This is a genomic window from Sphingomonas sp. GC_Shp_3, assembly GCF_026540945.1.
GTDB lineage: Bacteria > Pseudomonadota > Alphaproteobacteria > Sphingomonadales > Sphingomonadaceae > Sphingomonas.
On sequence record NZ_JALNUT010000008.1, the window covers coordinates 25,731 to 51,604 of the forward strand.

At 66.7% G+C, this 25,874-nt stretch carries 25 protein-coding genes; 13 read left to right on the plus strand and 12 right to left on the minus strand.

Annotation, left to right across the window (positions count from 1 at the left end; all coding sequences use genetic code 11):
• Window positions 1-33: 33 nt before the first annotated feature.
• Together OXR00_RS14595 and OXR00_RS14600 are read right to left on the minus strand one after the other, a co-directional pair.
• Window positions 34-657 (minus strand): HAD family hydrolase, encoded by a 624-nt coding sequence (locus OXR00_RS14595; protein ID WP_267389023.1) that lies wholly within the window; start codon window positions 655-657, stop codon window positions 34-36.
• Window positions 654-938 carry a DUF3572 domain-containing protein gene (locus OXR00_RS14600; RefSeq protein ID WP_267389025.1) on the minus strand — a complete coding sequence of 95 codons (285 nt, stop codon included), beginning with the start codon at window positions 936-938 and terminating at the stop codon, window positions 654-656. The genes OXR00_RS14595 and OXR00_RS14600 overlap by 4 nt, the downstream gene beginning before the upstream one ends.
• A gap of 42 nt (window positions 939-980) precedes the next feature.
• Between OXR00_RS14600 and OXR00_RS14605 the strand changes: the two genes are divergently transcribed.
• A complete protein-coding gene (locus OXR00_RS14605; RefSeq protein ID WP_267389027.1) occupies window positions 981-1,349 on the plus strand; it encodes a response regulator in 369 nt (122 codons plus the stop codon).
• A 78-nt stretch (window positions 1,350-1,427) separates the two neighbouring features.
• Here the strand turns inward: OXR00_RS14605 and rpmG are convergent, their stop codons facing one another.
• A complete protein-coding gene (gene rpmG / locus OXR00_RS14610; RefSeq protein ID WP_069203621.1) occupies window positions 1,428-1,595 on the minus strand; it encodes a 50S ribosomal protein L33 in 168 nt (55 codons plus the stop codon).
• 198 nt (window positions 1,596-1,793) lie between these two features.
• On the opposite strand from rpmG, the gene OXR00_RS14615 reads away from it, so the two are divergent.
• Together OXR00_RS14615 and OXR00_RS14620 are read left to right on the plus strand one after the other, a co-directional pair.
• Complete coding sequence (locus OXR00_RS14615) at window positions 1,794-2,348, plus strand: TMEM165/GDT1 family protein (protein WP_267389029.1); 555 nt, start codon at window positions 1,794-1,796, stop codon at window positions 2,346-2,348.
• 99 nt (window positions 2,349-2,447) lie between these two features.
• Window positions 2,448-2,939 carry a DNA starvation/stationary phase protection protein gene (locus OXR00_RS14620; RefSeq protein WP_267389030.1) on the plus strand — a complete coding sequence of 164 codons (492 nt, stop codon included), beginning with the start codon at window positions 2,448-2,450 and terminating at the stop codon, window positions 2,937-2,939.
• 28 nt (window positions 2,940-2,967) lie between these two features.
• On the opposite strand, the gene OXR00_RS14625 is transcribed toward OXR00_RS14620, so the two are convergent.
• Complete coding sequence (locus OXR00_RS14625) at window positions 2,968-3,798, minus strand: metallophosphoesterase (protein WP_267389031.1); 831 nt, start codon at window positions 3,796-3,798, stop codon at window positions 2,968-2,970.
• Window positions 3,799-3,864: 66 nt separating this feature from the next.
• On the opposite strand from OXR00_RS14625, the gene OXR00_RS14630 reads away from it, so the two are divergent.
• Window positions 3,865-5,457 (plus strand): cisplatin damage response ATP-dependent DNA ligase, encoded by a 1,593-nt coding sequence (locus OXR00_RS14630; protein WP_267389032.1) that lies wholly within the window; start codon window positions 3,865-3,867, stop codon window positions 5,455-5,457.
• A 111-nt stretch (window positions 5,458-5,568) separates the two neighbouring features.
• Here OXR00_RS14630 and OXR00_RS14635 read toward each other — a convergent pair whose 3' ends face one another.
• Window positions 5,569-6,072, minus strand: coding sequence for a thioredoxin family protein (locus OXR00_RS14635; RefSeq protein ID WP_267389134.1), 504 nt, complete (start codon window positions 6,070-6,072; stop codon window positions 5,569-5,571).
• Window positions 6,073-6,195: 123 nt separating this feature from the next.
• Entirely contained in the window at window positions 6,196-6,927 is a 732-nt protein-coding gene (locus tag OXR00_RS19700) for a cold-shock protein (protein ID WP_276593119.1), read from the minus strand.
• A gap of 204 nt (window positions 6,928-7,131) precedes the next feature.
• Here OXR00_RS19700 and OXR00_RS14650 point away from each other — a divergent pair, with 204 nt between their 5' ends.
• The 6 genes from OXR00_RS14650 to rpoN all read left to right on the plus strand — a co-directional run bounded on the left by OXR00_RS14650 (window position 7,132) and on the right by rpoN (window position 12,135).
• On the plus strand, window positions 7,132-7,932 hold the full coding sequence (locus OXR00_RS14650) for a TerC family protein (protein WP_267389033.1): 801 nt from the start codon (window positions 7,132-7,134) through the stop codon (window positions 7,930-7,932).
• A gap of 31 nt (window positions 7,933-7,963) precedes the next feature.
• On the plus strand, window positions 7,964-8,584 hold the full coding sequence (locus OXR00_RS14655) for a ribonuclease D (protein WP_242148533.1): 621 nt from the start codon (window positions 7,964-7,966) through the stop codon (window positions 8,582-8,584).
• 3 nt (window positions 8,585-8,587) lie between these two features.
• Window positions 8,588-9,226, plus strand: coding sequence for an LPS export ABC transporter periplasmic protein LptC (gene lptC, locus OXR00_RS14660; protein WP_267389034.1), 639 nt, complete (start codon window positions 8,588-8,590; stop codon window positions 9,224-9,226).
• Between the two features lie 5 nt (window positions 9,227-9,231).
• Complete coding sequence (locus OXR00_RS14665) at window positions 9,232-9,717, plus strand: LptA/OstA family protein (RefSeq protein ID WP_242148536.1); 486 nt, start codon at window positions 9,232-9,234, stop codon at window positions 9,715-9,717.
• 134 nt (window positions 9,718-9,851) lie between these two features.
• Window positions 9,852-10,628 carry an LPS export ABC transporter ATP-binding protein gene (gene lptB, locus OXR00_RS14670; RefSeq protein ID WP_242148538.1) on the plus strand — a complete coding sequence of 259 codons (777 nt, stop codon included), beginning with the start codon at window positions 9,852-9,854 and terminating at the stop codon, window positions 10,626-10,628.
• A gap of 4 nt (window positions 10,629-10,632) precedes the next feature.
• On the plus strand, window positions 10,633-12,135 hold the full coding sequence (gene rpoN, locus OXR00_RS14675) for an RNA polymerase factor sigma-54 (RefSeq protein ID WP_267389035.1): 1,503 nt from the start codon (window positions 10,633-10,635) through the stop codon (window positions 12,133-12,135).
• On the opposite strand, the gene OXR00_RS14680 is transcribed toward rpoN, so the two are convergent.
• Window positions 12,132-13,130: a ligase-associated DNA damage response exonuclease gene (locus OXR00_RS14680; protein WP_267389036.1), complete on the minus strand. Its 999-nt coding sequence runs from the start codon at window positions 13,128-13,130 to the stop codon at window positions 12,132-12,134. The genes rpoN and OXR00_RS14680 overlap by 4 nt on opposite strands.
• A 44-nt stretch (window positions 13,131-13,174) precedes the next feature.
• On the opposite strand from OXR00_RS14680, the gene OXR00_RS14685 reads away from it, so the two are divergent.
• Window positions 13,175-15,577, plus strand: coding sequence for a ligase-associated DNA damage response DEXH box helicase (locus OXR00_RS14685; RefSeq protein WP_267389135.1), 2,403 nt, complete (start codon window positions 13,175-13,177; stop codon window positions 15,575-15,577).
• Here OXR00_RS14685 and pepN read toward each other — a convergent pair.
• Entirely contained in the window at window positions 15,574-18,171 is a 2,598-nt protein-coding gene (pepN, locus tag OXR00_RS14690; RefSeq protein WP_267389136.1) for an aminopeptidase N, read from the minus strand. The genes OXR00_RS14685 and pepN overlap by 4 nt on opposite strands.
• An 86-nt stretch (window positions 18,172-18,257) precedes the next feature.
• On the opposite strand from pepN, the gene OXR00_RS14695 reads away from it, so the two are divergent.
• Together OXR00_RS14695 and OXR00_RS14700 are read left to right on the plus strand one after the other, a co-directional pair.
• A complete protein-coding gene (locus OXR00_RS14695; RefSeq protein ID WP_267389037.1) occupies window positions 18,258-19,892 on the plus strand; it encodes a M28 family peptidase in 1,635 nt (544 codons plus the stop codon).
• Window positions 19,889-20,713 carry an NAD(P)-dependent oxidoreductase gene (locus OXR00_RS14700; protein WP_267389137.1) on the plus strand — a complete coding sequence of 275 codons (825 nt, stop codon included), beginning with the start codon at window positions 19,889-19,891 and terminating at the stop codon, window positions 20,711-20,713. Before OXR00_RS14695 ends, OXR00_RS14700 begins: the two co-directional genes overlap by 4 nt.
• On the opposite strand, the gene OXR00_RS14705 is transcribed toward OXR00_RS14700, so the two are convergent.
• The 4 genes from OXR00_RS14705 to OXR00_RS14720 form a co-directional block, all read right to left on the minus strand.
• Entirely contained in the window at window positions 20,623-21,537 is a 915-nt protein-coding gene (locus OXR00_RS14705) for an EamA family transporter (protein WP_267389038.1), read from the minus strand. The genes OXR00_RS14700 and OXR00_RS14705 overlap by 91 nt on opposite strands.
• Before the next feature lie 64 nt (window positions 21,538-21,601).
• Window positions 21,602-22,606 (minus strand): beta-eliminating lyase-related protein, encoded by a 1,005-nt coding sequence (locus OXR00_RS14710; protein ID WP_267389039.1) that lies wholly within the window; start codon window positions 22,604-22,606, stop codon window positions 21,602-21,604.
• Between the two features lie 66 nt (window positions 22,607-22,672).
• On the minus strand, window positions 22,673-24,838 hold the full coding sequence (locus OXR00_RS14715) for a PBP1A family penicillin-binding protein (RefSeq protein WP_267389040.1): 2,166 nt from the start codon (window positions 24,836-24,838) through the stop codon (window positions 22,673-22,675).
• Window positions 24,839-24,963: 125 nt separating this feature from the next.
• Complete coding sequence (locus tag OXR00_RS14720) at window positions 24,964-25,833, minus strand: 3-hydroxyacyl-CoA dehydrogenase NAD-binding domain-containing protein (RefSeq protein ID WP_242148555.1); 870 nt, start codon at window positions 25,831-25,833, stop codon at window positions 24,964-24,966.
• Window positions 25,834-25,874: the final 41 nt, after the last annotated feature.

Sequence of the window (25,874 nt, forward strand, 5' to 3'; positions counted from 1 at the left end):
GTCGGTCTCTCGTGGTGTCAGGGAGCGGGCGGGTCAGGAAGCGGGCAGGCCGGCGGCGAAGCGAGCGGCGATCCACGCCTGCGCCTCGCGCCAGTCATCGATGCGGGCGTTGGCGTGCGGCGCGGGCGGCACGTTGGGCGCGAGATCGGGTTCGGAAATCATGTGCAGCCGATGAACGTGCGGCGCGTGGGCCGCGACCGATTGATGATGCACGGCGAGATCGTCGACGAATACTGCGACATTCGCACCATATTCCGCCACCAGTCGACCGACCGGATCGCCCTTGCCACCCTGGTTGGTCACGACGCGGAGGTTGATGTCAAAACCCGCAAGTTGTTCGATCCGCGCCTCGCGGACATGATCCTGCAAGTTGGTGAGTACGACGATATCGGCCACCTCCCCGAGCGCGACGAGCGCCTCACGCGCATGTGGCACCAGCGTCTGCCGCTCCATTTCGGCCGGGAAGAAACCGCCGAGATAGCCCCACATCTCCTCGGTGCTGGGCCGCTCGCCATTGGCGCGTGTCATCGCGTTGAACATGTCCGGTCCGCGATAGTCGAACGTCACGTCATGCGATTCGCGCAGCCAGGTGCCGAAATGCCGCACCATGTGCAGCAGCACCTCGTCGCAATCGGTTATGAGCAGCGGGCGGCTCATGCCTCGAACCATCCGCCATCTAGCGCGGCATGCGCGGCGACGATCGCCTCGGGCTTTACGCCAAGCCCTTCTGCGCAGGCGATCAGATCGGGTTCGTGTGCCTCCAGAAAGCCGAGCGCCGCCGCCAGCACGGCCGGTTCGCCGGCGCGCGCGCGCAGATCGGCCGGCATTAGTCCGGTGGTTTCGAGCAGCCGGAGCGCCCGGTCGGGTTCGGCGAGCGTCCACACCAGCGCTTGCAGCGCCAATTGGGTGGCGTCAGGGTTTGTATCGGGCGCGCGCATTCAGTAACCAGCGCTTTCAATTCGGTTGAGGTGGGCTGGGACGTGGCAAAAAGGGTGCTCGTTGTCGAGGACAACGAACTCAACCTCAAACTTTTCTGCGATCTGCTGCGCGCCCACGACTTCGTGACAGAGGGGGTGCGCGACGGGCGCGAGGCGGTGGCGTGCGCGCGTGCGTTCGCGCCAGACCTCATCATTACCGACATCCAGTTGCCACACGTCAGCGGTTTCGAGATCATCACCCAGCTAAAGGCCGACGAAGCGCTGCGTGACATCCCGATCATGGCGGTGACGGCCTATGCAGGCCGCGAGGACGAGGAGCGGATCCGCAGCGCCGGCGCGGACGCGTATATTTCCAAGCCAATCTCGTTGATGCGATTCGTAGCAGCGGTCAACGCGCTGATCGCACCCTAAGCGCACGAAGAAAGCCGCGGAGGCAACCCCGCGGCTCGCAATGTCCATCTTCAAGCGGCCATGCGACCGCCCGTCAGATCACTTGATCTTGGCTTCCTTGAACTCGACGTGCTTGCGCACGACCGGGTCGTACTTCTTGAAGCTGAGCTTCTCGGTCTTGGTGCGCGGGTTCTTCTTCGTGACGTAGAAGAAGCCGGTGTCAGCCGAGCTGATGAGCTTGATCTTGACGGTGGTCGGCTTGGCCATGAGCCCTAATCCTGCAAATACGGTAAAACGATCAAAGGCGGCCGCATGGGCCGCCCCTCAGGCGAAGCCCGATGGCGGAGCGTCGACGAAATGTCAAGCGGACGCGGGTGCGTTAACGCCACCGATACCCTGTGCGGTGCAGCCAGGCGGCCATGACGACCCCGATACTCCGAGGCTGAACCGCGTATGGATGCGCTGATGGCGGCGTTCGTCGCCGCGATCCTGATTGAGGCTGGCGACCGGACGCCGTGGCTCGCCGCGATCCTCGGCGACCGATTCGAACGGCGCGGCACGGTGATCGTCGCGAGCGTGATCGCGCTGGCGATCGGCAACGGCATCGCAGGCTATGGCGGCGGCATCGTCGCCGCGCACCTGACGCCGAACGCGCGCGCGCTGCTGCTGGCAATGGCGCTGATCTCGGCGGGCTTGGGCGCGTTCGGGCGCCTCAAGCCGCCCGATCGGCTGGGGAAATGGCGGATCGGGGCGTTTGCCACCAGCCTGTTCGGCATGGGTATCCTCGCGTTTGGGGATCGCACCCAGTTTGCCACGCTTGCCTTCGCCGCGCGCAGCGATGCGCCGGTGCTGGCGGCGGTCGGCGCGACGCTCGGTGCTGGCCTCGTCAGCGCTGCTGCCGTGCTGGCGGGCGAGGCCGTGCGGGCGAGACTGCCGATTCGCGCCATCCGCTTTGGCACCGGGGTATTGCTGTGTGCGGTCGGCATCGTCTCCGGCCTGTCAGCGCTGCGATTGATCTGATCGCTCGATCACGGCGATCGCAAACTTGCAGCGATAGGAACGGAGCGTTTCGGCTATCGAACCGTTACCGCAACGATCATCACCTTACAGGAGTCGTCCGTGACCGACGAAGCGCTGAAAACCCCGACCGATATCAAGAGCAACGCCGCCAAGACGGTTGCGGAAGCCCTGAACGGCATCCTTGCCGACTCGTTCGCGCTGTACCTGAAGACCAAGAATTTCCACTGGCACGTGTCCGGTCCGCATTTCCGCGATTACCACCTGATGCTCGACGATCAGGCTGCGCAGATCATCGGCACGACCGACGCAATCGCGGAACGCGTGCGTAAGACCGGCAATACCACGCTGCGCTCGATCGGCGACATTTCGCGCCATCAGTCGATCCACGACAACAACGAGGACTTCGTGCCGGCCGCACGCATGCTGATCGAACTGCGCGAGGATAATCTCAAGCTGGTCGAGAAGCTGCGTGAAGCCAAGGATATCGTCGACGAGGCCAAGGACAACGCGACGAGCGGCATCCTCGACGACTGGACCGATCAGGCCGAGGAGCGCGCCTGGTTCCTGTTCGAGGCCAGCCGCAACGCCTGACCCGCACCGGCGCGGTAGCGCCCGACGGTTACCGCGCCGCTTTTGGTCCCAGCGTCAGCAGCCACAGATCGGGCGGCGCGCCGAGCCGGAACGGCACGCCGCTGATGCCGATGCCGGCGGTCACGATCACCGTGCGTGTTTTTTCGTGCACGATTCCGCACCGGTACCGTGGTGCGGACACCTCCACGAGGGGGCCGATCAGCGGCAGCATGACCTGCCCGCAATGCGTATGCCCGGCGAGCAGCAGCGTCATGTCCGGTGCGAGGAAGCGCGCCACGTCGGGCGAATGCGTCAGCAACAGGCGCGCGCCGGGTGTTTTGCGCGCTAGGTCGGTCGCCGCCACCACCTTCGCGTGGCCAGTGACCGAATCATCGATCCCGCCGATCGACAACGGCCCGACCCGTGCCGCCTGATTGCGCAACACGCGGATGCCCGCCGCTTGTAGCTGGCGCCGCACCACCTCGGCGCCGGTGTGATAATCATGGTTGCCCAGTACCGCGATCACGCCGAGCGGGGCACGTAGCGCGCGCAGCGGCGCGATCATTGCCGGGCCGTGCAGGACGGCCCCATCCGCGCGGTCCCCAAAAATGAAGTCGCCCGCGATCAGGATCAGATCGGGTCGCAACGTATCGACCTGTGCGACGATGCGGCGCAGTCGTGCTGCGTCGCTCGCCGCCGAACCAAGATGAAGGTCGCTGAGCAGTGCAACGCGAATCGGCCGCTCGCCCGTTGGCCACAACGGCAGTGCGATCGTCGCGCGTCGCACCACCGGATCGCGGCGGGCTTCGGCAAAGGCGTAGGCCGCCACCGTCAACCCAACGGCGGCAAGCAGCGACAGGGCGAAGAGCAGGCGGCGCATGCTGCACCTGCTAACAGGTGCAAAGCACTGACGGAACCCGCACGCCGCGCGCAGGGTTGATCCGCCATGCAAGCTTTCGCGCACCTCCTCGATTCGCTGATCTACACGCGGTCGCGCAACGCGAAGCTCAAGCTGATCGTGGACTATCTGCGCGCCACCCCGGATCCCGATCGGGGCTGGGCGATGGCGGTGCTGACCGGCGATCTCGACCTGCCTGCGATCAAGCCCGCGCTGATCCGCACCCTGGTCGAAGAGCGTGTCGACCCGGTGCTGTTCGCGATGAGCCGCGACTATGTCGGCGATACTGCCGAAACCGTGTCGTTGCTGTGGCCTGACCCGCTCGTGCCGCCGCGCGACACCGGGGCGTTGTCACTCTCGGCAGTGGTGACGCGACTCGGGTCGTTGTCGCGCGCCGATGCGCCGGCGGCGCTCGCGGCGATGCTTGACCGGCTCAATGCAAACGAGCGATTCGCGTTGCTCAAGATGGCAATGGGTGCACTGCGGATCGGTGTTTCGGGGCGGCTCGCCAAAACCGCACTCGCGCAAGCGTTCGATCTTGAGATCGATACGATCGAGGAGCTGTGGCACGGGATCGATCCGCCTTACGCCACGCTGTTCGCGTGGGCGCAAGGCGAGGGTGCGCAGCCGACCGCTGCCGACACGCCGGTGTTTCGCCCGTTCATGCTCGCGCATCCGCTTGAGGACGGGCGCGTCGATCTCGCCGACTATGCCGCCGAGTGGAAGTGGGACGGCATTCGCGTCCAGATCGTCCATGTCGCGGGCGAGACCCGGCTCTACAGCCGCGCAGGCGACGACATCACGCGCAGTTTCCCCGAGGTGGCGCGCGCCTTCGTCGTGCCAGGCGTGCTCGACGGCGAGTTGATGGTGAAGGGCGATGCGCAGGGCCATGCCACTGAAGAGGGTGGCGCGGCCAGCTTCAACGCGCTGCAACAACGACTCGGGCGCAAGGTCGTCTCGGCGAAAATGCTGGCCGAGTCGCCAGCGTTCGTGCGGCTGTACGATATTCTGTTCGACGGCACCGAGGATGTGCGCGACCGGCCGTGGACCGAGCGGCGTACCCGGCTGGAAGCGTTCGCGAAAACGCTTCCGGCGGAGAGCTTCGACGTCAGCACGGTGATCGCCGCGCCCGATTTCACCGCGCTGGAGGCAATCCGCGCCGGTGCGCGCGACGGTGCCATAGAGGGCGTCATGCTCAAGCGGCGCGATTCGGCTTACGTATCGGGGCGGCGAGTCGGCCTGTGGTACAAGTGGAAGCGTGATCCGCTCATCGCCGATTGCGTGATGATGTATGCGCAGCGCGGCAACGGGCGGCGATCGTCGTTCTACTCCGATTATACGTTTGGCTGCTGGACCGAAGACGGCGAGTTGCTCCCGGTCGGCAAGGCTTATTCGGGCATCACCGATGACGAGATGAAGATGCTCGACCGTTTCGTGCGCGCGCATACCACCGCGCGGTTCGGCCCGGTCCGCGAAGTCGCCAAGACGATGGTGCTGGAGATTGCGTTCGATTCGATCCACGAATCGAAGCGACACAAATCCGGCGTGGCGATGCGATTTCCGCGCATCGCCCGGATTCGCACCGACAAACCCGCAGCCGAGGCGGACACCGTGGCGGGGTTACGCAAGCTCATCACGTGATGCCGGCTCGCGCCCATTGCGCCGGCGCCTAGGCGTAAGAGCGCCCGGCGCATCGTTCTTAGCCGTTCGTGGACCTGGGCGCGTGAGTTCCGCCGCTTAGGTTGATCCGCCTCAGCGGGTCCAGCTCGCCAGCCAGTCGGCGAGGCCTTGCGGATTCATCGAGCGCGCGTCGGCGAGCGCGGCAGTGCGGCCGGCGTTGCGCAACTTGTCGGTCTTGGGGTCCACCACCAGCAGGCTCGGCACGCCCTTTAAACGATCGGTGATGCCGTAATGCGCCGGGATATCGAGGTTCTTGTCGAAGCGGCCGACATCGACCGTGACGATCTCGTAATGCCGCGCGAGCCACGTCTTCAGCGTCGGCACGTCCATGGTGCCGGCGAGGATGCGGCAGTCGAGGCACCAGTTGCCGCCGAGATCGATGATGAGCAGCTTGTGCCCCGCCTTCGCGCGCGCCTTCGCGGCGGCGACGGCGGCCTTGGCATTGGCCTGTTCGTCATATGGCAGCGGCAGCGGCTTGGCGAGCTGTTCGAAGCTGGTGATCGGCATGTGCGGCGCGGGTGTCGCGAAGGCAGGGGCGGCGAACAACAAGGCGGCAGTTGCAACAGCGCGGCGGATCATGATGAGCTCCCGAAATATCCTAGCATCGATATCGGGATTGCTTGCGCCCAAGCCAACATACAAAAACCCGGCGCGCCCTAAAGCACGCCGGGTCTTGATTTTTTCGACTGACCGAAAAGGTCAGGCGATCGAGGTGAGGTTCACCGCTGCATATTTGCCGCGACGATCGACCTCGAGCTCGAACTCGAGCCGGTCGCCCTCGTTAAGGGTCGACATGCCGCCACGCTCGACAGCCGAGATGTGCACGAACGCGTCGGGCTGGCCATCATCGCGCTGAATAAAGCCGAAGCCCTTCATCGCATTGAAGAACTTGACCGTACCGGTCGACTTCTCGCCGGTCAGCTGACGCTGCGGGCCACCGGCACCGGCTGCGCCGCGCGGGCCACCCGGAGCCGCATCACGCTCACGCGGCGGGCCGCGATCGGTGACGGGGAGCGGTTCGCCCTCGATCTTGAGATCGGTTGCCGAAATACGGCCGCCACGATCCACAAGCGTGAAGCCGAGCTGCTGGCCTTCCGCCAGACCGGTCAGGCCGGCCTGCTCGACTGCCGAGATATGCACGAACACATCCTCGCCGCCGTCATCGCGAACGACGAAGCCGAAGCCCTTCTGACCGTTGAAGAACTTTACGGTGCCGGTGCCTTCGCCAACGACCTGGGGAGGCATGCCGCGACCACCGCCGCCGCCGCCACCGAAGCCGCCACCACCGCCGCCGAAGCGATCGCCGCCGCCGCCGAACCGGTCACCGCCGCCGAAGCTGCTGCCGCCGCCGAACTCGTCGCCGCCGAAACCATCGCGCTTGTCGCGTCCGCGCCCACCGCGCTCTCCGCGGCGTCCTTTATCGAAACTCATGCCCTGTTCGTCTTCCCGGCTCGTCCAAATCACCATCCAAGAAACATGCGCCGGACGAAAACGCAGGTCTTTGGGCACCAAACCAATCGCGCCACGAGCCTACCTAACCTAAAATCGCCTGCGCTGAAAACAAATTCGTCGAAATTGCGGCAGGTTCCGTACGAGATGCTTGCAACACTGTGGCGCGGACGGCACAGCGGGGGCATGTCTGCCCTCGCGCTCCTCGCCGATCCGGCCGCCTGGGCGGCGCTCGCCACGCTGGTGGTGATGGAGATCGTGCTCGGCATCGACAATCTGATATTCATCGCGGTGCTGTCGAACAAGCTGCCCGAAAACACCCGCCAGCGTGCCAGGCGCACCGGAATCGGCCTTGCTCTGGCAATGCGGCTGTTGCTGCTCACCGCGATCGCTTGGATCATCGGCCTGCAGGCGACGGTGATCGATCTGGGCATCACCGGTCCTGCCGGCGCGCACGGCGAGCCGTCATTCGAAACCGCGCTGTCGTGGAAGGACATCATCCTGATCGCGGGCGGTTTGTTCCTGATGTACAAGGCGACTCGCGAAATCCACCACAGCGTCGACGCGCCGGCGGTCGAGACCGACTCGGTAGCAGGTGGCGTGCGCAAGGCGGCGGAGCTGACCTTCACTGCCGCGATCCTCCAGATCATCGCGCTAGACATCGTTTTTTCGATCGATTCGATCCTCACCGCGGTCGGCATGACGGAACATGTCGCGATCATGTACGTCGCCGTTGTCATTGCGGTCGGCGTGATGCTGGTCGCCGCGGACCCGCTGGCCAACTTCATCGGCAAGAACCCCAGCGTGGTAATGCTCGCACTTGGCTTCCTGCTGATGGTCGGCATGGTGCTGGTCGCCGAAGGCTTCGGCGCGCATGTGCCGAAGGGCTATATCTACACCGCCATGGGCTTTTCGGGCGCGATCGAGGGGCTGAACATCTGGCAGCGGCGCGCGAAGGCCCGCAAGGTTGCGCGCGGCAGCCATTGAGGCGGACCCGCTTCCCGGCTAGGGCGGCACCATGACCGTTCATCTCCATGAAGAAGACCTGCCCGCCGACGTGTTCGCGCCCGGCGTGGACATCGCCGTCGATACCGAGACGATGGGGCTCATCACCCCGCGCGACCGGCTGTGCGTCGTGCAACTGTCGGACGGTGGCCCTGACGAGCATCTCGTCCGCTTTTCACCGGGCAGCGACTATGCCGCGCCCAATCTTCGCGCGGTGCTGGCCGATCCGGCGCGGGTGAAGCTGTATCACTTTGGTCGCTTCGATCTGGCCGCGATCCGCCACTATCTCGGCGTCACGGCGGCGCCGGTCTATTGCACCAAGATCGCCTCGCGGCTGATCCGTACCTACACGGATCGTCATGGCCTGAAGGAACTGGTGCGCGAGCTGCTCGGTCAGGATATTTCCAAGGCGCAGCAATCGTCCGACTGGGGTGGCCCGGTGCTTTCCGACGCGCAGAAGGATTATGCCGCCTCCGACGTACGCTTCCTCCACGCGCTGCGCGAGGAGCTCGACCGGCGACTCGCGCGCGAGGGGCGTACCGCGCTCGCGCAGGCGTGCTTCGACTTCCTGCCGACGCGCGCCGAGCTCGATCTCGCCGGATGGCCTGAGATCGACATCTTCGCGCATATGTGATCCGTGGCCGGCTTCGTCCTTCCACCGCGCACGCCGCGCCAAGTCTGGGCGGCGCCCGGCAGCAGCCATGACCGCACGGTGGCGCTGCTTCGCATCGTGCTGCCGATCGCTGTCGGGGTGCTGGCGGCGTTCCTCGTGCTGATGCCGCTCACCACCGGCGGCGATGTCAGCTTCCTGCTCGACAAGAACAAGGTTGAAGTCGCCAAGGAGCGGCTGCGGCTGCAAAGCGCTCTGTATCGCGGCACCGACGGTAAGGGGCAACCGTTCACGCTCACCGCCGGGTCGGCCGTGCAGAAGAGTTCGGCCGAGCCGGTGGTACGGATCGACAGCCTAGCCGCGCGCCTGCAGCTGAGCGACGGCCCGGCCAAGGTGGTCGCACCAAAGGGGCGCTACGACATGGACAGCCAGCGCGTGACGCTGGTCGGCCCAGTCAACGTCGTCTCGGCGGACGGCTACAAACTCGACACGACGGATTCGACCATCGACCTGAAAACGCGGCAGTTGCAGAGCGGCGGCGCCGTGACCGGCAACGTGCCGCAGGGCAGTTTCAGCGCCTCGCATCTTACCGCAGATCTGGAAAATCACATCGTGCGGTTGGACGGCAATGCGCGCTTGCGGATCGTTCCGCGAAAGACGAGATAGCGCGGATGCGTCAGATCCTTCTGCTCCCGCTCGTCGCCTTGCTGGCCGCAGCCCCCGCGTCTGCCCAGCAGAAGCATGATTCGGACGCACCGATCAATTTCGGCGCGGACCATATCGAGTTGCAGGACAAGGCCAATCGCGCGATCCTGACCGGCAACGTATCCGTGAAGCAGGCCGAGCTGACGCTGAATTCGGCGCGGATGACGGTCGCCTATACCGGCCAGGTGGTGGATGGATCGCCGCAGGTGTCGCGGCTCGACGCGGCCGGCAACGTGGTGGTGACGCGGCCCGACCAGACCGCGCGCAGCCAATATGCGATCTATGATCTCAACGCGCGCACCATCCTGATGATCGGCGACGTGACGCTGACGCAAGGGAGCAACGTGACGCACAGCCAGCGACTTACGCTCAACCTCGCGCAGGCGCAGCCACATGCGACGCTGAGCGGTGGGCGCGTGACCGGCACCTTCTCGGTGCCGAAGCGCAACTAAGGGGCATTTTCGTAACCTTCTGCCTTTGGCGACTTCCCTCGGGCGGAGCGATGCGGCATGATCATGCACGAAGCCTGCCAAGTGGCGCATCGTTAACCACGCGGTAACCACTTCATGCGAGCACGGGACGACAGATGAGCGACGCGACCACCCTCGAAGCGGTTCAGCCGATCACCGAACAGCCCGCGATGCGTGGCCTCTCGGTCGTGTCGATCGCCAAATCCTACGACAAGCGCCCGGTGCTGACCGACGTGTCGGTCACGGTCGGGCGTGGCGAGGCGATCGGGCTGCTCGGGCCGAATGGTGCTGGCAAGACGACGTGTTTCTACTCGGTGATGGGTCTGGTGAAGCCCGATTCGGGCCGCATCATGCTCGATGGCGAGGATATCACCGGGCTGCCGATGTACCGCCGCGCGATCCTGGGGCTTGGGTATCTGCCGCAGGAAACCTCGATCTTCCGTGGGCTTTCGGTCGAAAAGAATATCATGACCGTGCTCGAACTGAGCGTGCCCGATCCGGCCAAGCGCCGCGAGCGGCTCGACCAGTTGCTGGAAGAGTTCGGCCTCACCCGGCTGCGCGATGCGCCGGCGATGGCGCTGTCGGGCGGTGAGCGGCGTCGCGCCGAGATCGCACGCGCGCTGGCGGCGGACCCGTCGATCATGCTGCTCGACGAGCCGTTCGCGGGCATCGATCCGTTGTCGATCGCCGACATCCGCGACCTGATCCGCGAACTGAAGCAGCGCGGCATCGGCGTACTCATCACCGATCACAATGTCCGCGAGACGCTCGAAATCGTCGACCGCGCGTACATCATCTACGACGGCCGCGTGCTGTTCACCGGATCACCCGCCGAACTGGTCGCCGACGCCAATGTGCGCCGGCTGTACCTCGGCGAGGGCTTCTCGCTCTGACGCGATGAGCCTCGCGCCGCGCCTCGATCTGCGCCAGTCGCAATCGCTGGTGATGACGCCGCAGTTGCAGCAGGCGATCCGCCTGCTCGCGCTGTCCAACCTCGAGATCGAAGGCTTCATCGCCGAGGAGATCGAGCGCAACCCGTTGCTCGATGCAAGCGCGCCCGAGGATGACGGCCCGACGCAGGCGCGCGAGGCGGAGGCGCCGCCACGCGACGGACCGGCCAGCGCCGACGAACTGGTGATGCAGGGCGGTGGCGATGCCGAATCGCTCGACGTGGATTTCGCGAGCGAGAGCTTCCACCACGACAGTGCGGCCGATTCGATCGGCGGTAGCGGCATGGACGGGTCGCTCGGCCTCAACGGCGCGAGCGGCGGCGCGGGTGGCGAGGACCTGCCCGATCTCGATGGGTTCGCCAGCGCCGACATCAGCCTTGCCGATCATCTGCTCGCGCAGGCCGGCACGGCGGTGAGCGGCCCGGACCTGTTCATCGCCGCGCATCTGATCGACCAGATCGACGAATGCGGATACCTCACCGTGTCGCTGCTCGAAATCGCCAACCGGCTCGGCGTGCCGCTCGCGCGGGTCGAGTCGGTGTTGGCGGTGATCCACACGTTCGAGCCGACCGGCGTCGGCGCGCGCGATCTCGCGGAATGTCTCGCGCTGCAAGCCCGCGAGGCGGACCGCTACGATCCGTGCATGGCGCGGCTGATCGACCATCTCGATCTTGTCGCGCGCGGCGAACTCGGCCGGCTGAAGCGGCTGTGCCATGTCGATGACGAAGACCTCGCCGACATGATCCGCGAGTTGCGCGGTTACGATCCCAAACCCGGCTGCCGCTTCGGTGGCGAGCCGAGCCAGGCGGTCGTGCCCGATCTCTACGTCGCGCGGCGGAAAGATGGCTGGGGCATCGAGATCAACGCAGCGACGTTGCCGCGCGTACTGGTCAACCGCAGTTACTATGTCGAGCTGAACGCGGCGGGCAACGATCGCGCGTCGAAGGCGTGGCTGTCCGACATGCTCGCCAGCGCCAACTGGCTGGTCAAGGCGCTCGACCAGCGCCAGCGCACCATCATCAAGGTGGCCACCGAGATCGTGAAACAGCAGGAGGCGTTTTTCCTCCACGGCGTCGCGCATCTCAAACCGATGACGCTGCGCCAGATCGCCGACGCGATCGAGATGCACGAATCCACCGTCAGCCGCGTCACCAGCAACAAATATCTGAGCTGCGCGCGTGGGCTGTACGAGCTGAAATACTTCTTCACCTCGGCGATCCAGTCGGCGGACGGCGGCGATGCGGTGTCCGCGCAGGCGGTGAAGGCAGCCCTCAAGGCGTTGATCGCGGGCGAGGGCGACAAGATCCTGTCCGACGATACGTTGGTCGATCTGCTCAACGCGAAGGGCTTCGACATCGCGCGGCGCACGGTGGCGAAATATCGCGAGGCGCTTGGGCTGGGATCATCGGTGCAACGCCGCCGCGCGCGGGCGCTGGCCGGCGCGGATTAGTCGTCCTCATCCTCGTAGCCGTGCAGCGCCAGCGCCTTGGCGCGGATCTGATGCGTCGCGCACCAATGCACCAGCGCCTCCTCGCGGCCATGCGTGACCCACACCTCCTGCGGCGCGATCTCGATCAGCGTCGCGGTCAGTTCGTCCCAATCGGCGTGATCCGACAGGATCAGCGGCAGTTCTACCCCGCGCTGCACCGCGCGTTGCCGCACCCGCATCCACCCGCTCGCCATCGCCGTGATCGGATCGGGCAGTCGCCGCGACCAGCGGTCGCCCAGCGCGGAGGGCGGCGCGATAACGATGCGCCCGGCCATGTCCGCCTTGTTCGCCACCAGCGCCGGGCGCAACTCGCCGAGGTTGACGCCGTGCGCGACATACAGGTCGCACAGCTTTTGCAGCGCGCCGTGCAGGTAGATCGGATCGTCGAACCCGCGTGCGCGCAACTCGGCGATGACGCGCTGCGCCTTGCCGAGCGCATAGGCGCCGACCAGCACGCAACGATCCGGGTTGGCGCGCAAGGCGGCGGTGAGCTTGTCGATCTCGTCGCCGGTTTCGGGGTGGCGGAACACAGGCAGGCCAAATGTCGCCTCGGTGATGAAGACGTCGCATTTGACCGGCTCGAAGGGGGCGCAGGTCGGGTCGGCGCGGCGCTTGTAGTCGCCCGAGACGATGATGGTTTCATCCCGGTACTTGAGTACGATCTGCGCGGAGCCGAGCACATGCCCCGCCGGCATGAACCGCGCGGTGACGTCGCCGAACGTCACCGTCTCCCCGTAACCGACCGGGTGACCGGTCTGCTCGCCATAGCGCGCATCCATGATCGCCAGCGTCTCCGGCGTGGCCCATACGTCGCCGTGGCCGCCGCGCGCATGATCGGCATGGCCATGCGTGACGAGCGCACGATCCACCGGCTGCGACGGGTCCACCCACACGCCGGCGGGTTTGACGAAGATGCCGGTGGGTTGCGGATCGATCCAGTCGCCTAGCTTTGCCATCGTACCTATATGGGTGGGATGCCGCTTGGTTCCCAATCCCTTTGATGCTCCCCGCAGCGATAGGCGACTGGTTCGCCGCGCGTGGCTGGCAGCCGCGCCGCCACCAGCGCGAAATGCTCGATGTCGCGCGGGCAGGGCAGCACGGGCTGCTCGTCGCCACCACCGGCGCGGGCAAGACGCTCGCGGGCTTCCTGCCGACGCTGGTCGAGCTGATCGAGCGTCCGACCAACGGCCTGCACACGCTCTACGTCTCGCCGCTCAAGGCGCTGGCGACCGATGTGCGCCGCAACCTCCTTACGCCGATCGATGAGATGGGGCTCGATATCCGCGTCGAGACGCGCACCGGCGATACCTCGTCCGATCGCAAGGCGCGCCAGCGGGTGCGCCCGCCGCAGATCCTGCTGACCACGCCCGAATCGCTCAGTCTGCTGCTGTCCTACCCGGACAGTTTCACGATGTTCGCGGGCCTGCGCACCATCATCGTCGACGAGGTGCATGCCTTCGCCACCGGCAAGCGCGGCGATCTGCTGTCGCTGTGCATGGCGCGGCTACAGGCGATCTCGCCGGGTCTGCGCCGGGTAGCATTGTCGGCAACGGTGGACGACGTGGACGGGTATCGCGCCTGGGTCGCGCCCGATGGAGACATCGACCAGGTCGCGCTGGTGAAAGGCGAGGTGGGCGCCGATCCCAACATCACCATCGTACTGCCCGAGGGGAAGGTGCCGTGGGCGGGCCACTCCGGTCGCTACGCCGCGGGGCAGGTGATGGCGGAGATCGCCGCGCACCGCACCAGCATCGTGTTCTGCAACACGCGCAGCCTCGCCGAACTGATTTTTCAAGATCTGTGGAAAGCGAACGCAGACGGCCTGCCGATCGGCGTCCACCACGGATCGCTTAGCCTGGAGGCGCGGCGCAAGGTGGAAGGCGCGATGGCGGACGGGAAGTTGCGCGCGCTGGTCGCCACCTCCAGCCTCGATCTCGGCGTGGATTGGGGCGATGTCGATTGCGTGATCCAGATGGGCGCGCCCAAGGGATCGTCGCGGCTGTTGCAGCGCATCGGGCGCTCCAACCACCGCCTCGACGAATCGTCCGAGGCGTTGCTGGTCCCGGGCAACCGCTTCGAATATCTCGAGGCGCGCGCCGCGTTGGACGCGGTGGAGGCGGGCGAACTCGATCCCGACGTGTTCCGCCCCGGCACGCTCGACGTGCTGGCGCAACACGTGATGGCCTGTGCGTGCGCGACCCCGTTCGCGGAAAGCGTCATGCTGGACGAGGTGCGGTCCGCGCTGCCGTATTCCGCGCTGACCGAGGAAACTTTCGCGCAGGTGCTCGGCTTCATCCGCGACGGCGGGTACGCGCTGAAAGCCTATGACAAGTTCAAGCGGCTGACGCAGGGGCCGGACGGGCTGTGGCGGGTGAGCCACCCGCAGTTCGTCACGCAGCACCGCCTCAACGCGGGCATCATCGTCGAGGCGACGATGCTGACGGTGCGCTTCAAGAACGGCCGCAGCTTGGGGAAAGTCGAGGAAGGGTTCGCCGCCACGCTTTCGCCGGGCGACACGTTCTTTTTCGCAGGCCTCAGTCTTGAGGTGATATCGACCAGCATTGAGGATCTGCTGGTCCGCGCCACGTCGAAGCCCGCGCGCATCCCGAGTTACGGCGGCGCGCGCATGCCGATCTCGACCAACCTCGCCGACCGGGTACGTGGCTTCCTCGCCGAGCCGGCGGCGTGGCACCGCTTCCCCGACGACGTGCGCGAATGGCTTGAGGTGCAGGCGGTGCGCTCGGTGCTGCCGCGTCCCGGCCAATTGCTTGTCGAGACGTTCCCGCGCGAGGGGCGGCATTATATGGTCGCCTATAGTTTCGAGGGCTGGAACGCGCACCAGTCACTCGGCATGCTCATCACGCGGCGCATGGAGACCTTGGGGTTGAAGCCGATGGGCTTCGTCGCCAATGATTATGCGATCGCCTGCCACGCGCTGAAGCCGATCACCAATCCGCAAGCCTTGTTCTCCGCCGACATCCTGGAGGACGAGTTCGTCGAATGGGTCGAAGGGTCAATGCTGCTCAAGCGCGCGTTCCGAGAGGTGGCGGTGATCGGCGGCCTGGTCGAGCGCCAGCATCCCGGCAAGCGCAAGACCGGCAAGCAGGTGACGTTCTCGACTGACCTGATCTACGACGTGCTGCGCAAATACGAGCCCGGCCACCTGCTGCTGCGCGCCGCATGGGACGATGCGCGCGCGCGGATGACCGACGTTGGGCGGCTCGGCGGCCTGCTCGACCGCGCGGCGGCGACGATGCTGCACGTTGACCTGCCGCGCGTCTCGCCGCTGGCGGTGCCGGTGCTCACCCTGATCGGCCGCGAGCGGGTGTCGCAAGGCGCCGCCGACGACGATCTGCTGATCGAGGCGGAGGCGCTTGCCGGCGAGGCGATGCGGCTTGACTAGCCGGCGAGGCTCTTCGAGGCCTGTTCGAACATGTCCTTCGACAAGCCCGGCGTGGCGACGATGCGTTCCAGCTCAGCCTTCATCAGCGCGGCGCGCGCGCTATCGAACCGGCGCCAGCGGCCGAGCGGCGGCAGCAGCTTGGCGGCGGTCTGCGGGTTGAGTTTATCGAGCGCGATCAGCTGATCCGCCACGAAGCGGTAGCCTGCGCCCGATGCCGCATTGAACGCGCGCTGGTTGACGCTGAACGCCCCGACCAGCGAGCGCGCGCGGTTGGGGTTGGCGAGCGTGAAGGCGCGGTGCTGCGCCAGTTCCTGCACCCCCGCAAGTGTATCATCACGCTGCGACAACGCCTGCGCCTGGAACCACTTGTCCAGCACCAGCGCATTGTCCGAATAGCGGTTGTAGAAGATGTCGAGCGCCGCCACCCGCTCGGGCGCATCGCTGCTGACCAGCGTGGTGAGCGCGCCCTGGCGATCGGTCATGTTGTCGGCCGCTTCGAACTGCGCGAAGGCGAGCGCGCCGGCATCGGCCGCGCCGCTCGCCGCGATATAGCCAAGCGCCACCGTCTTCATGCGCCGCAGCCCCTTGGCCTCGGGCGAGTAGACGTAGGCGCCGGTCGCCGCCGCCTGCGCGTAAGCGGCGCGCCAGCGCGGCTCCAGCGTGCGGCCGATCTCGCGGCGCAGCGCCTCGCGTGCGCGGAAGATCGCCTCGGGATCGACCACCGCCATCTGATCGCCGACGAAGCTTTCCGACGGGAGCAGCACGACTTCGGCGATCAAGGCGGGGTCGAGCGCGGCATCGTCGAGCGTGCCCGCAATCGCCGCCACCACCGCGTCGGTATCGGCATGCATGCCGGATGCGCTGGCGACCAGCGTGTCGAGCATCAACTGCTGCATCGCCTCGTAGCGCGCGAACGGATCGTCGTCGTGCGCGGACAGGAAGGCAAGATCGGTGGCGGTGCGATCGGTCTCGATCACCACCGGCGCGGAGAAGCCGCGATTGATCGACAGGACGGGCCGTTCGGTAACGGTTTCGAACGCGATCTCGGCGGCGTCGTCCTCGAGCAGGACGAGCCGCTCCTCGCTGAGCGCCCGGGCGGTGTCGGCGCCGAACAGCTTGATCTTCAGCGGCAGCACCATCGGCGCCTTGACCGGCTGGCCCGGCGTCGACGGTACGCGCTGCGACAGCGTGAGGATCGCGCGGCCACCGCCGGTATCGTGGCGGAGCTGCGCCTTCACGCGCGGTGTGCCGGCTTGTGAATACCAGCGGCGGAATTGCGCGAGGTCGATGCCGCTCGCCTCCTCCAGCGACGCGACGAAATCCTCGCAGGTCGCCGCAGTGCCGTCGAATCGCTGGAAATACAGGTCGGTGCCGGCGCGGAACGCCTGTGGCCCGAGCATGGTGGCGAGCATGCGGATCACCTCCGCGCCCTTGTTGTAGATCGTCGCGGTGTAGAAGTTCGAGATCTCCTGATATTCATCGGGCCGGATCGGGTGCGCGAGCGGCCCGGAATCCTCCGGGAACTGCGCAGCGCGCAGGCCCCGCACATCCTCAATGCGCTTGACCGCCGCCGAGCCCTGATCGGCCGAGAAGCCTTGATCGCGGTAGACGGTGAAGCCTTCCTTCAAGGAAAGCTGGAACCAGTCGCGACAGGTGATGCGGTTGCCCGACCAATTGTGGAAATATTCGTGCGCGACGACGGCGGCGATCGCGTCGAAATCGTAATCGGTGGCGGTATCCGGGTCGGCGAGGATGTAGCGGCTGTTGAAGATGTTCAGCCCCTTGTTCTCCATCGCGCCGAAGTTGAAATCGTCCACCGCGACGATGTTGAACACGTCGAGATCATACTCGCGGCCATAGACACGCTCGTCCCACGCCATCGAGGTCTTGAGCGCTTCGAGCGCATGTGCGGTCTTGGGAACATCGGCGGCGCGCACCCAGATACCGAGCTGCACCGTGCGGCCCGACATGGTGACGAACGTGCCGGCATTGCAGGCGAGATCACCCGCCACCAGCGCGAACAGATAGCAGGGTTTGGGGAAGGGGTCGTTCCATTCCGCCCAGTGGGTGCCGCCGTCGCCGTCGCCCTGCGCGATCGGATCGCCATTGGCGAGCAGCACCGGGAAGCGCGCCTTGTCCGCGGTCATGCGCACGCGGTAGCGGCTCAGCACGTCGGGCCGGTCGGGGAAGTAGGTGATGCGGCGGAAGCCCTCCGCCTCGCATTGCGTGCACAGGTTGCCGCCGGATGCGTACAGCCCCATCAACTGCGTGTTGCGGTCGGGCTGGATCTCGACCTCGGTCTCGACGACATGCGCGTCGCCGGACAGCGGCACCACCAGCGCCTCGCCCTCGAAACGCCAGTCGTTGATCGCGACGCCGTCGACCTTGACCGACAGCAATGTCTGCCCGGCACCGTCGAGCCGCAGCGGTCCGTCACCGGCGTTCCGCACCACATCGAGCGTCGCGCGCACCACCGTGCGCTCCGGTGCAAGATCGAAGTCGAGCGCGATGTCGGGCACCTGCCACTCGGGCGGGGTATAGTCCGCGCGGCGGGTGACATGCGGCTGGGCGGTGGCGGTGTGGATATCGAGCATCCCCAGGGATGTAGGCAGCCCCTCCGCGCGGTGCCACACAAATCGCCGCCTTTGCGCATGTCGGCGGCTGTGGTACCGCGAGGGCCATGCGGGACAGCGTTGTGTGCAGAGTATTGGCGGCGGTGGCGCTCGCGTTCGCGGCCCCGGCGGCGGCACGCGTTGCGGACGTGCAGACGGCGGCGCCATCGCCCGCGCAACTCCCAGACGATCAGGCGGCGATGAAGGCGCACGTCATGTTCCTCGCCTCCGACGCATTGCGTGGGCGCGAGGCGGGGACGCCGGAATATCGCATCGCCGCCGAATATGTCGCCTCACGCTTCTTTGCGGCGGGGCTGAAGCCGGCGGGGGACAAGGGCGGCTATCTCCAAAGCGTGCCGCTGCTGCGCTATCAGCCGGCCGATCACGGCGATCTCGTGCTGACAGCGAAAGGCGGTGCGCCGATGCCGCTGGTGTTCGGGCGTGATTTCGTACCAGGCGCAGTGCCGGGCAAGCCGCAGTTCGCGCTCGACGCGCCGGTGGTGTTCGTCGGGCAGGGCATCGTCGCGCCCAAATACAAGCGCAACGATTATGCCGGTGTCGACGTGCGCGGCAAGATTGTCGCGTTCCTAGGCGAGACGCCGACCAGCTTCCAAAGCGAGGAGCGCGCGCATTTCGCCAGCCCCGCCACGCGCACCACGATCGCGGCCGAACACGGCGCGGTCGGCGCGATCCTGATTGAGCCGGGCAGCGTCAGCGAGGCCGGGTGGGACCGGGCGCGCATGACCTGGGCTTATCCGGACGGCACCGGCCACGTGGCGGGCGTACCGTTAATTGCGACAGTGAGCGGCGCGGGCGCGAGCAAGCTGTTCGCGCAAGCCCGCGCGCCGTGGGAGAAGATCGCACCGCGCGCCGACGATCCCACCGCCATCTTCAAGGCCGAGCAACTGCCGTCCGTCCTGACGGTGGCGCTCAAGACGTCATCCGAACCGCTCGAAAGCGCCAACGTCGCCGGGCTGTTGCCGGGCACCGACCCAACGCTGTCGCGCGAGGTCGTGGTGCTGTCCGCGCATCTCGATCATCTCGGCGTCGGTCCGCCGGTCAACGGCGATTCGATCTATAACGGCGCAGAGGACAACGCGGTCGGCATCGCCGCGTTGATCGAGGCGGCCAAGCGCTTTCGCACCAGCGACATGCCGACGCGCCGCTCGATCCTGTTCCTCGCCGTCACTGCGGAGGAGGAGGGGCTGATCGGCTCCGACTATTTCGCGCGCCATCCCACCATGCCAGCGGCGAAGATCGTCGCCGACGTCAATTTCGACATGCCGATCCTGTCATACGCTTTCCAGGACATGACCGTGTTCGGCGCAAACCGGTCATCGCTCGGGCCGATCGTGGCGCAGGCGGTGGCAGCACTGGGCGTGACGATGTCGCCCGACCCGGACCCTGCCGAGGGGTTTTTCGTGCGGTCGGATCATTATCGTTTCGTGCAGCAGGGCATACCCTCGGTGTTCCTGTGGCCGGGGCAGGCGGGGCCGGGCAAGGCGGCGTTCGAGAACTTCCTCAAACACCGCTATCACCAGCCCTCCGACGATCTGTCGCAGCCGATCGATTGGGCGCAAGGGTTGCGCTTCGTCGCGGCGAACTGCGCGATCACCCGTGCGATCGCCGACGCGCCCGACCGGCCGCGCTGGAACAAGGGCGACTTTTTCGGGCTGCTCTATGACGGGCCAGGGGCGAAATAAGCCGGCTGTTCGTCTTTGGGCTCGGCTATACCGGGCAGGTGCTGGCGTCGCGGTTGCGCGGGGCCGGCTGGCACGTCGTGGGCACCGGGCGCGGCGGGACGATCGACTTCGGGGATGATGACGCCGTGCGCCGCGAACTGACGGCGGCGACGCATGTGCTGTCGTCGGTACCGCCGGTCGATGGGCTCGACCCGGTGCTGGAGCGGTATGTCGCGGGCGAGTCCGCGCGGTGGCTAGGCTACCTCTCCTCCACTGGCGTCTATGGCGACGCCGGCGGGGCCTGGGTGGATGAGAGTGCGCCCACCGGCACCGGCCGCCGCACCGCACGTGCTGCTGCCGATGCGGCTTGGCTGGCGATCGGCGCGCGCGTGTTTCGCCTGCCGGGCATCTATGGCCCCGGTCGGTCCGCGCTGGATCGGGTAGCGGAAGGCCGCGCGCATCGCACCGGCCTTGCGGGACAAGTGTTCAGCCGCGCGCATGTCGACGATATCGTCACGGGCGTGATCGCCGGGTTCGACGGGCCGCCCGGCGCGTACAACCTTGCCGACGATTTTCCGGCCAGTCAGGACGCGGTGGTCAGCTTCGCCGCGCACCTGCTCGGGCTGCCACCGCCGCCGCTGGTCGCGCTTGCCGATCTGCCGCCGATGGCGCGGGGCTTCTACGCCGAGAACCGCCGCATCGCCGCCGGCAAGGCGAAACGCCTGCTCGGCTGGACCCCTCGCTACCGCGATTACCGCGCCGGCTTGCGTTCGGTCAGCGCGATCACCAGCCCGACAATCACCAGCCCCGCCCCCAGCATCGACAGTGGCGCCCAGCGATAGCCCTCGAACGCAGTCGACAGCGCCATCGCGATGACCGGCACCAGCACGCTCGAATACGCCGCCTTGGCTGGCCCGATCGCGCGGATCACGCCGTAATAGAGCGGAAATGCCAGCGCCGAGGCGACCAGCCCGAGGTACAAGGTGGCGAGCAGATAGGCCGGCGCAGTCGAGAACACCGGCGGCCCGAAGCTCACCCAGGCGAACGCGGCATTGATGATCGCGCCGAGCAACATCGCCGCCGCGATCATCGGCACCATCGGATAGCGCTTCGCCGCCTGCGTCCCCTGCATGACGTTGCCGACCGACGCGGCGAGCGTGCCGAGCAGCGTCAGGCCAATCCCGGTCAGCGCCTCGCGCGGGCCGTGCGGATCGACCCGCGCTTCATGGACGAACAGTAACGCGATGCCGCCGATCGCCACGCCCGAGCCGAACAGGAGCTGGATGCCGAGCTTGCGCTTCAGGAACAGCCGCCCGAACACGGCATTGGGGAACAGCAGCAGCGCGAACACCACCGCGACGAGTCCGGACGTGACGTGCTGCTCGCCGCGGTAGATGAAGTTGAAGTTCAAGCAGAATTGGAACAGCCCCAGCACCGCCGCAAAGCCCCAGCCGCGTGCATCGAGTGTGATCCGCTCGCCCCGTGCGAGCGTATAGGCCAGCATCGCCAGTCCGGCGACGGTGAAGCGGTAGGTGACCGACCAGCCGAGTGGCACCGCACCCAGTTGCCCGCGTATCACCAGCCAGGTCGAACCCCAGATCAGCGTGACGATCGCGAACGGGATCAGCACGGAAAGGCGGGTGGCCGAGGGCGGAACGACAGTCATAAGCCGCAGTATCGTGGCAGCGCGTCGGGGCAAGCGCGATTTGCTCGCCCGGTGACAAGCACCGCTATGGAAGCGCGGCGATCGCCTCGGCAAGCGGGCGGACTTCGGCCAGCGTGTGGTTCCACGACGTTACCAGCCGGATCTCGCCCGGTGCCCAATCGTAGAAGTCGAAGCCCAGCGCGCGCAACGTTGCGACCTCCTCCGGGGTGACGCGCAGGAACACCTCGTTGGCCTGCGTCGGGTAGATCAGCCGCGCCGCCGCCGCATCGGCGATCAGTCGCGCGGCGGCGTTGGCGGCAGCGCCGTTGGCGATCCACAGATCGTTGTCCAGCAGCGCGACGATCTGCGCGGCAAGGTAGCGCCCCTTCGAGAGCAGCAGCCCGGCGCGCTTGCGACGGCGCAGCGTATCGGCGGCGAGGGCGGGCTTGAAGAAGATCAGCACCTCCGCCGTCATCCCGCCGTTCTTGATGAAGCCGAAGCTGAGCGCATCGACACCGGCGCGCCATGTCAGGTCGGCGGGCGAACAGCCGAGCGTCGCCACCGCATTGGCGAAGCGTGCGCCGTCCATGTGGAACCCCAGCCCGCGTGCGCGCGCGAGATCGCCGATCGCGGCGACTTCGGCGGGCGAATAGACCATGCCGTATTCGGTCGCGTTGGTGATCGAGATGGCGTGCGGCTGCACGCGGTGAACGTCGTTGGCGATGATGTCGGTCACCGCGCGGATGCTGTCGGGGGTCAGCTTGGCGCCATCGCCTTCGCCGATCATGAGTTTGGCGCCGTGCGTGTAGAATTCGGGCGCGCCGCATTCGTCATTCTGGATATGCGCGTCGCGGTGGCACACGACACCGCCGAACGGCGGGCACAGCGCCGCCAGCGCGAGGCAATTCGCGGCGGTCCCCGACGGCACCCACAGCGCCTTCACCGGCGTCTCGAACAGGTCGGAGAAACGCCCGTCGAGGCTCTTGCTCAGCGCATCACCATCATAGGCGGTGTCGAGCGCGTTGTTGGCGGCCATCGCGTCGAACACGGCGGGGTGGACCGGGGCGGCATTGTCGGAGAAGAAACGCATAAGGCTGCATGGCGGATCGGTTGCGCGAGCGTCAACCGGCTTTCAGCCTGCGGGCGGGATCAGCCGCTATTGCTCGTAATCGCCACCTTCGTCATCCGGCCGCGCCTCGCGGTTGTAACGGTCACGGTCGTAACGATCGCGGGGGCGATCGCGCGGACGGTCGCGATCATCGCCTTCCGGCCCGCCCAGTGAGATGCTGCCATCGGGGCCGACGTGCAGGTGCAGGCCCATGCCGTCCAGATCGCCGCCCGTCGGCAAGATGGCGTTGCCGTCATTGTCGAGCGCATCGGGGTCCACCGCCGCCGGAACCGCATCAGGCGGTGTCGCTGAACCAACGCCGAGCGCCTGCGTCATGAATTCGCGCCACACCCGCGCCGGCACGCCACCACCCGAGAGGCCGGGATTGGGCGTGTTGTCGTCGTTGCCGACCCACACCCCGACCACGAGATCGTCGGCGAAGCCCATGAACAACGCGTCGCGATTGTCCTGCGTCGTGCCGGTCTTGCCATAGGTCTTGATCGACAGCGCGGCGCGGCGGCCGGTGCCGGTTTCCGCCGAGGCGGACAGCAGATCGAGCATCTCGGCGCGCTCGGTGCTGGTCAGCGCGTGCGTCTTGCCCGAGATGGCATCGTACCAGTGATGCTCCTCGGGTTCCGCCTCAAGACCGTGCGGGCGCACCGGGTAGGTTTCGGCGGCGATGCCGGCATAGGCGGCGGTCAGCTCCAGCAGCGAGACCGTCGACGTGCCGAGTGCAATCGTCGCTTCGTTCGGGATCGGCGTGGAGATGCCGAGGTCGCGCGCCGCCTTGATGACGTTCGCCACACCGACCTTCTGGATCAGCCGTGCCGCCGCCACGTTGCTCGATTTGGCGAAGGCATGGCGCAAGGTGATCTGCCCCTCGTAGCGGCCATCGCTGTTCTTCGGGCTCCAGTCGCCGATCGTGACGGGTTCGTCCTCGATCAGCGTGTCGGGGGTCATGCCGGCGCGCATCGCCGCCAGATACACGAACAGCTTGAACGCGGAACCGGGCTGGCGCCGCGCCTGCGTCGCGCGGTTGAACGGGCTCGCCGCGTAATTCTTCCCGCCCACCATCGCGACCACGCGCCCGTCCGGCCGCATCGCCACCAGCGCGACCTGCGCGGTCTTGAGGCCGGCATGGGCGACGGCGCGCTCGGCGAGCCGTTGCAGGCGGCGGTCGAGCGTGGTGCGCACGGTCGTCTCGGTCACGATCTCGCCAGCGCGGTCGCGGGCATCCGGCAGCACCCAGTCGGCGAAATAGGTGCCGTTCGGTAGCGGCGTGATCCGGCTGGCGGCAAGCCGCGCCGGCCGGACATCGTCGGCGGTGTCGCGATCGATGAAGCCGGCGTCCGCCATCGCGCGCACCACCAGCTTTTGCCGGTCGCGCGCACCCTTTAGGTTGCCGGTCGGCGCGAGCCGCGACGGCGCCTTGACCAATCCCGCCAGCATCGCCGCCTGGCCGATCGACAGGTCCTTCGGGTCGCGATTGAAATAGTGCTTCGCCGCCGCGCGCAGGCCATAGACGTTGTCGCCGAAATAGACGGCGGACAGGTAGCGCGACAGGATCTGGTCCTTGCTCAGCCACGCCTCCAGCCAGAAGGCGATCATCACCTCGCGGATTTTCCGCGCGGCGGTGCGATCCGAATCGAGGAACGCGTTCTTGGCGAGCTGTTGCGTGATCGTGCTGCCGCCCTCGCGAACACCGCCGCCGCGGATGTTGTGGAACATCGCGCGCAGGATGCCGCGCGGGTCGATTCCCCAATGGTTACGGAAGCGCCGGTCCTCGATCGCGATGAAGGCGTTGGTGACATTCTTCGGCAGTTTCGTGGCATCGACCGGCGCGCCGATGATCGCGCCACGTCGGGCGATCGGCGTGTTGTCCTCGGCGAGCAGCGTGACGCTCGGCGGCGTTGGCGGCTGAAGCGACTTCGACAGCGGCGCGGTGATCGCCAGCCACGCCACCGCGAGGATGAACAGCACGATCAGCGTGGCGAACCCACGCATGATCCAGCTGCCCCAGGCGATCCGGCGATGCGGTGGTTCTGGCGCGTCGTCTTGGGGATCGTCCCCCTCGTCGTCGCGATAGGCGTCGCCGCGTACGCGCGCATCATAGGGGTTGCGCGGATCGTAGCGGCGGCCGCGGGCCGGGATGCTGTCGGTCAGCTCAAACGGACGTTCGCCATCGTCGCCCGACCCGAAGGGGAAATGCCGCATGCTCACTCCGCGCGGGCCGATACGCAGCCCGAGCGTGTATTAGTGTGATAAGGCACGGCGGGCAAGGTCACGCGGCATTGAAGCATCGCGTGACCTTACCACCGCGCGCACCGCGGCGCGAGCGTTCAGCGCGTCGGCACGGGCTCCGCACCCGTATAGTCGTAGAAGCCGCGCTTGGATTTGCGGCCGAACCAGCCTGCTTCGACATATTTCACCAGTAGCGGCGCTGGCCGGAATTTAGGGTCGCCGGTGCCGGTGTGCAGCACGCGCAGGATCTCCAGGCAGGTGTCCAGCCCGATGAAATCGGCGAGCGTCAGCGGCCCCATCGGCTGGTTGAGGCCTAGCGTGCAGCCGAGATCGATATCGCGCACGCCGGCCACGCCTTCGCCCAGCGCGAAGCACGCCTCGTTGAGCATCGGCATCAGCACGCGGTTGACGATGAAGCCCGGCGCATCGTTGGCGTGTACCACCTGTTTGCCGAGTTTTTGCGCGAACGCCTCGACCGTTTGCACGGTTTCGTCAGACGTGGCGAGACCACGGATCAACTCGATCAGGCCCATCACAGGCACGGGATTGAAGAAGTGCACGCCGACGAAGCGGCCGGCATCGGGCGCGGCCTGCGCCAGCCGAGTGATCGGGATCGAGGAGGTGTTCGAGGCGAGGATCGCCTGTGGCCCGAGCACCTTGCCGATCTCCGCGAAGATCGCGCGCTTGATCTCCTCGCGTTCGGTTGCCGCCTCGATCACCAACGTGCAATCCGCCATTGCGGCAACGCTGTCGACCGGCACGATCAGCGCGAGTGCGGCGTCCCGGGCCTGCGCGGTGATCTTCTCCTTGGTGACGGCACGCTCGAGCTGCTTGGCGATGCTGGATTTCCCCGACTCGGCCCGCTCACGCGAAACATCAGCCAGCAATACGCGGTAGCCGGCCTGTGCGGACACCTGCGCAATCCCTGCGCCCATCTGGCCTGCGCCGACCACACCTACTGTTTGCATCGCTCGTTCCTTCGCCTAAGGATTTGTCGCTTCGTGCTTTA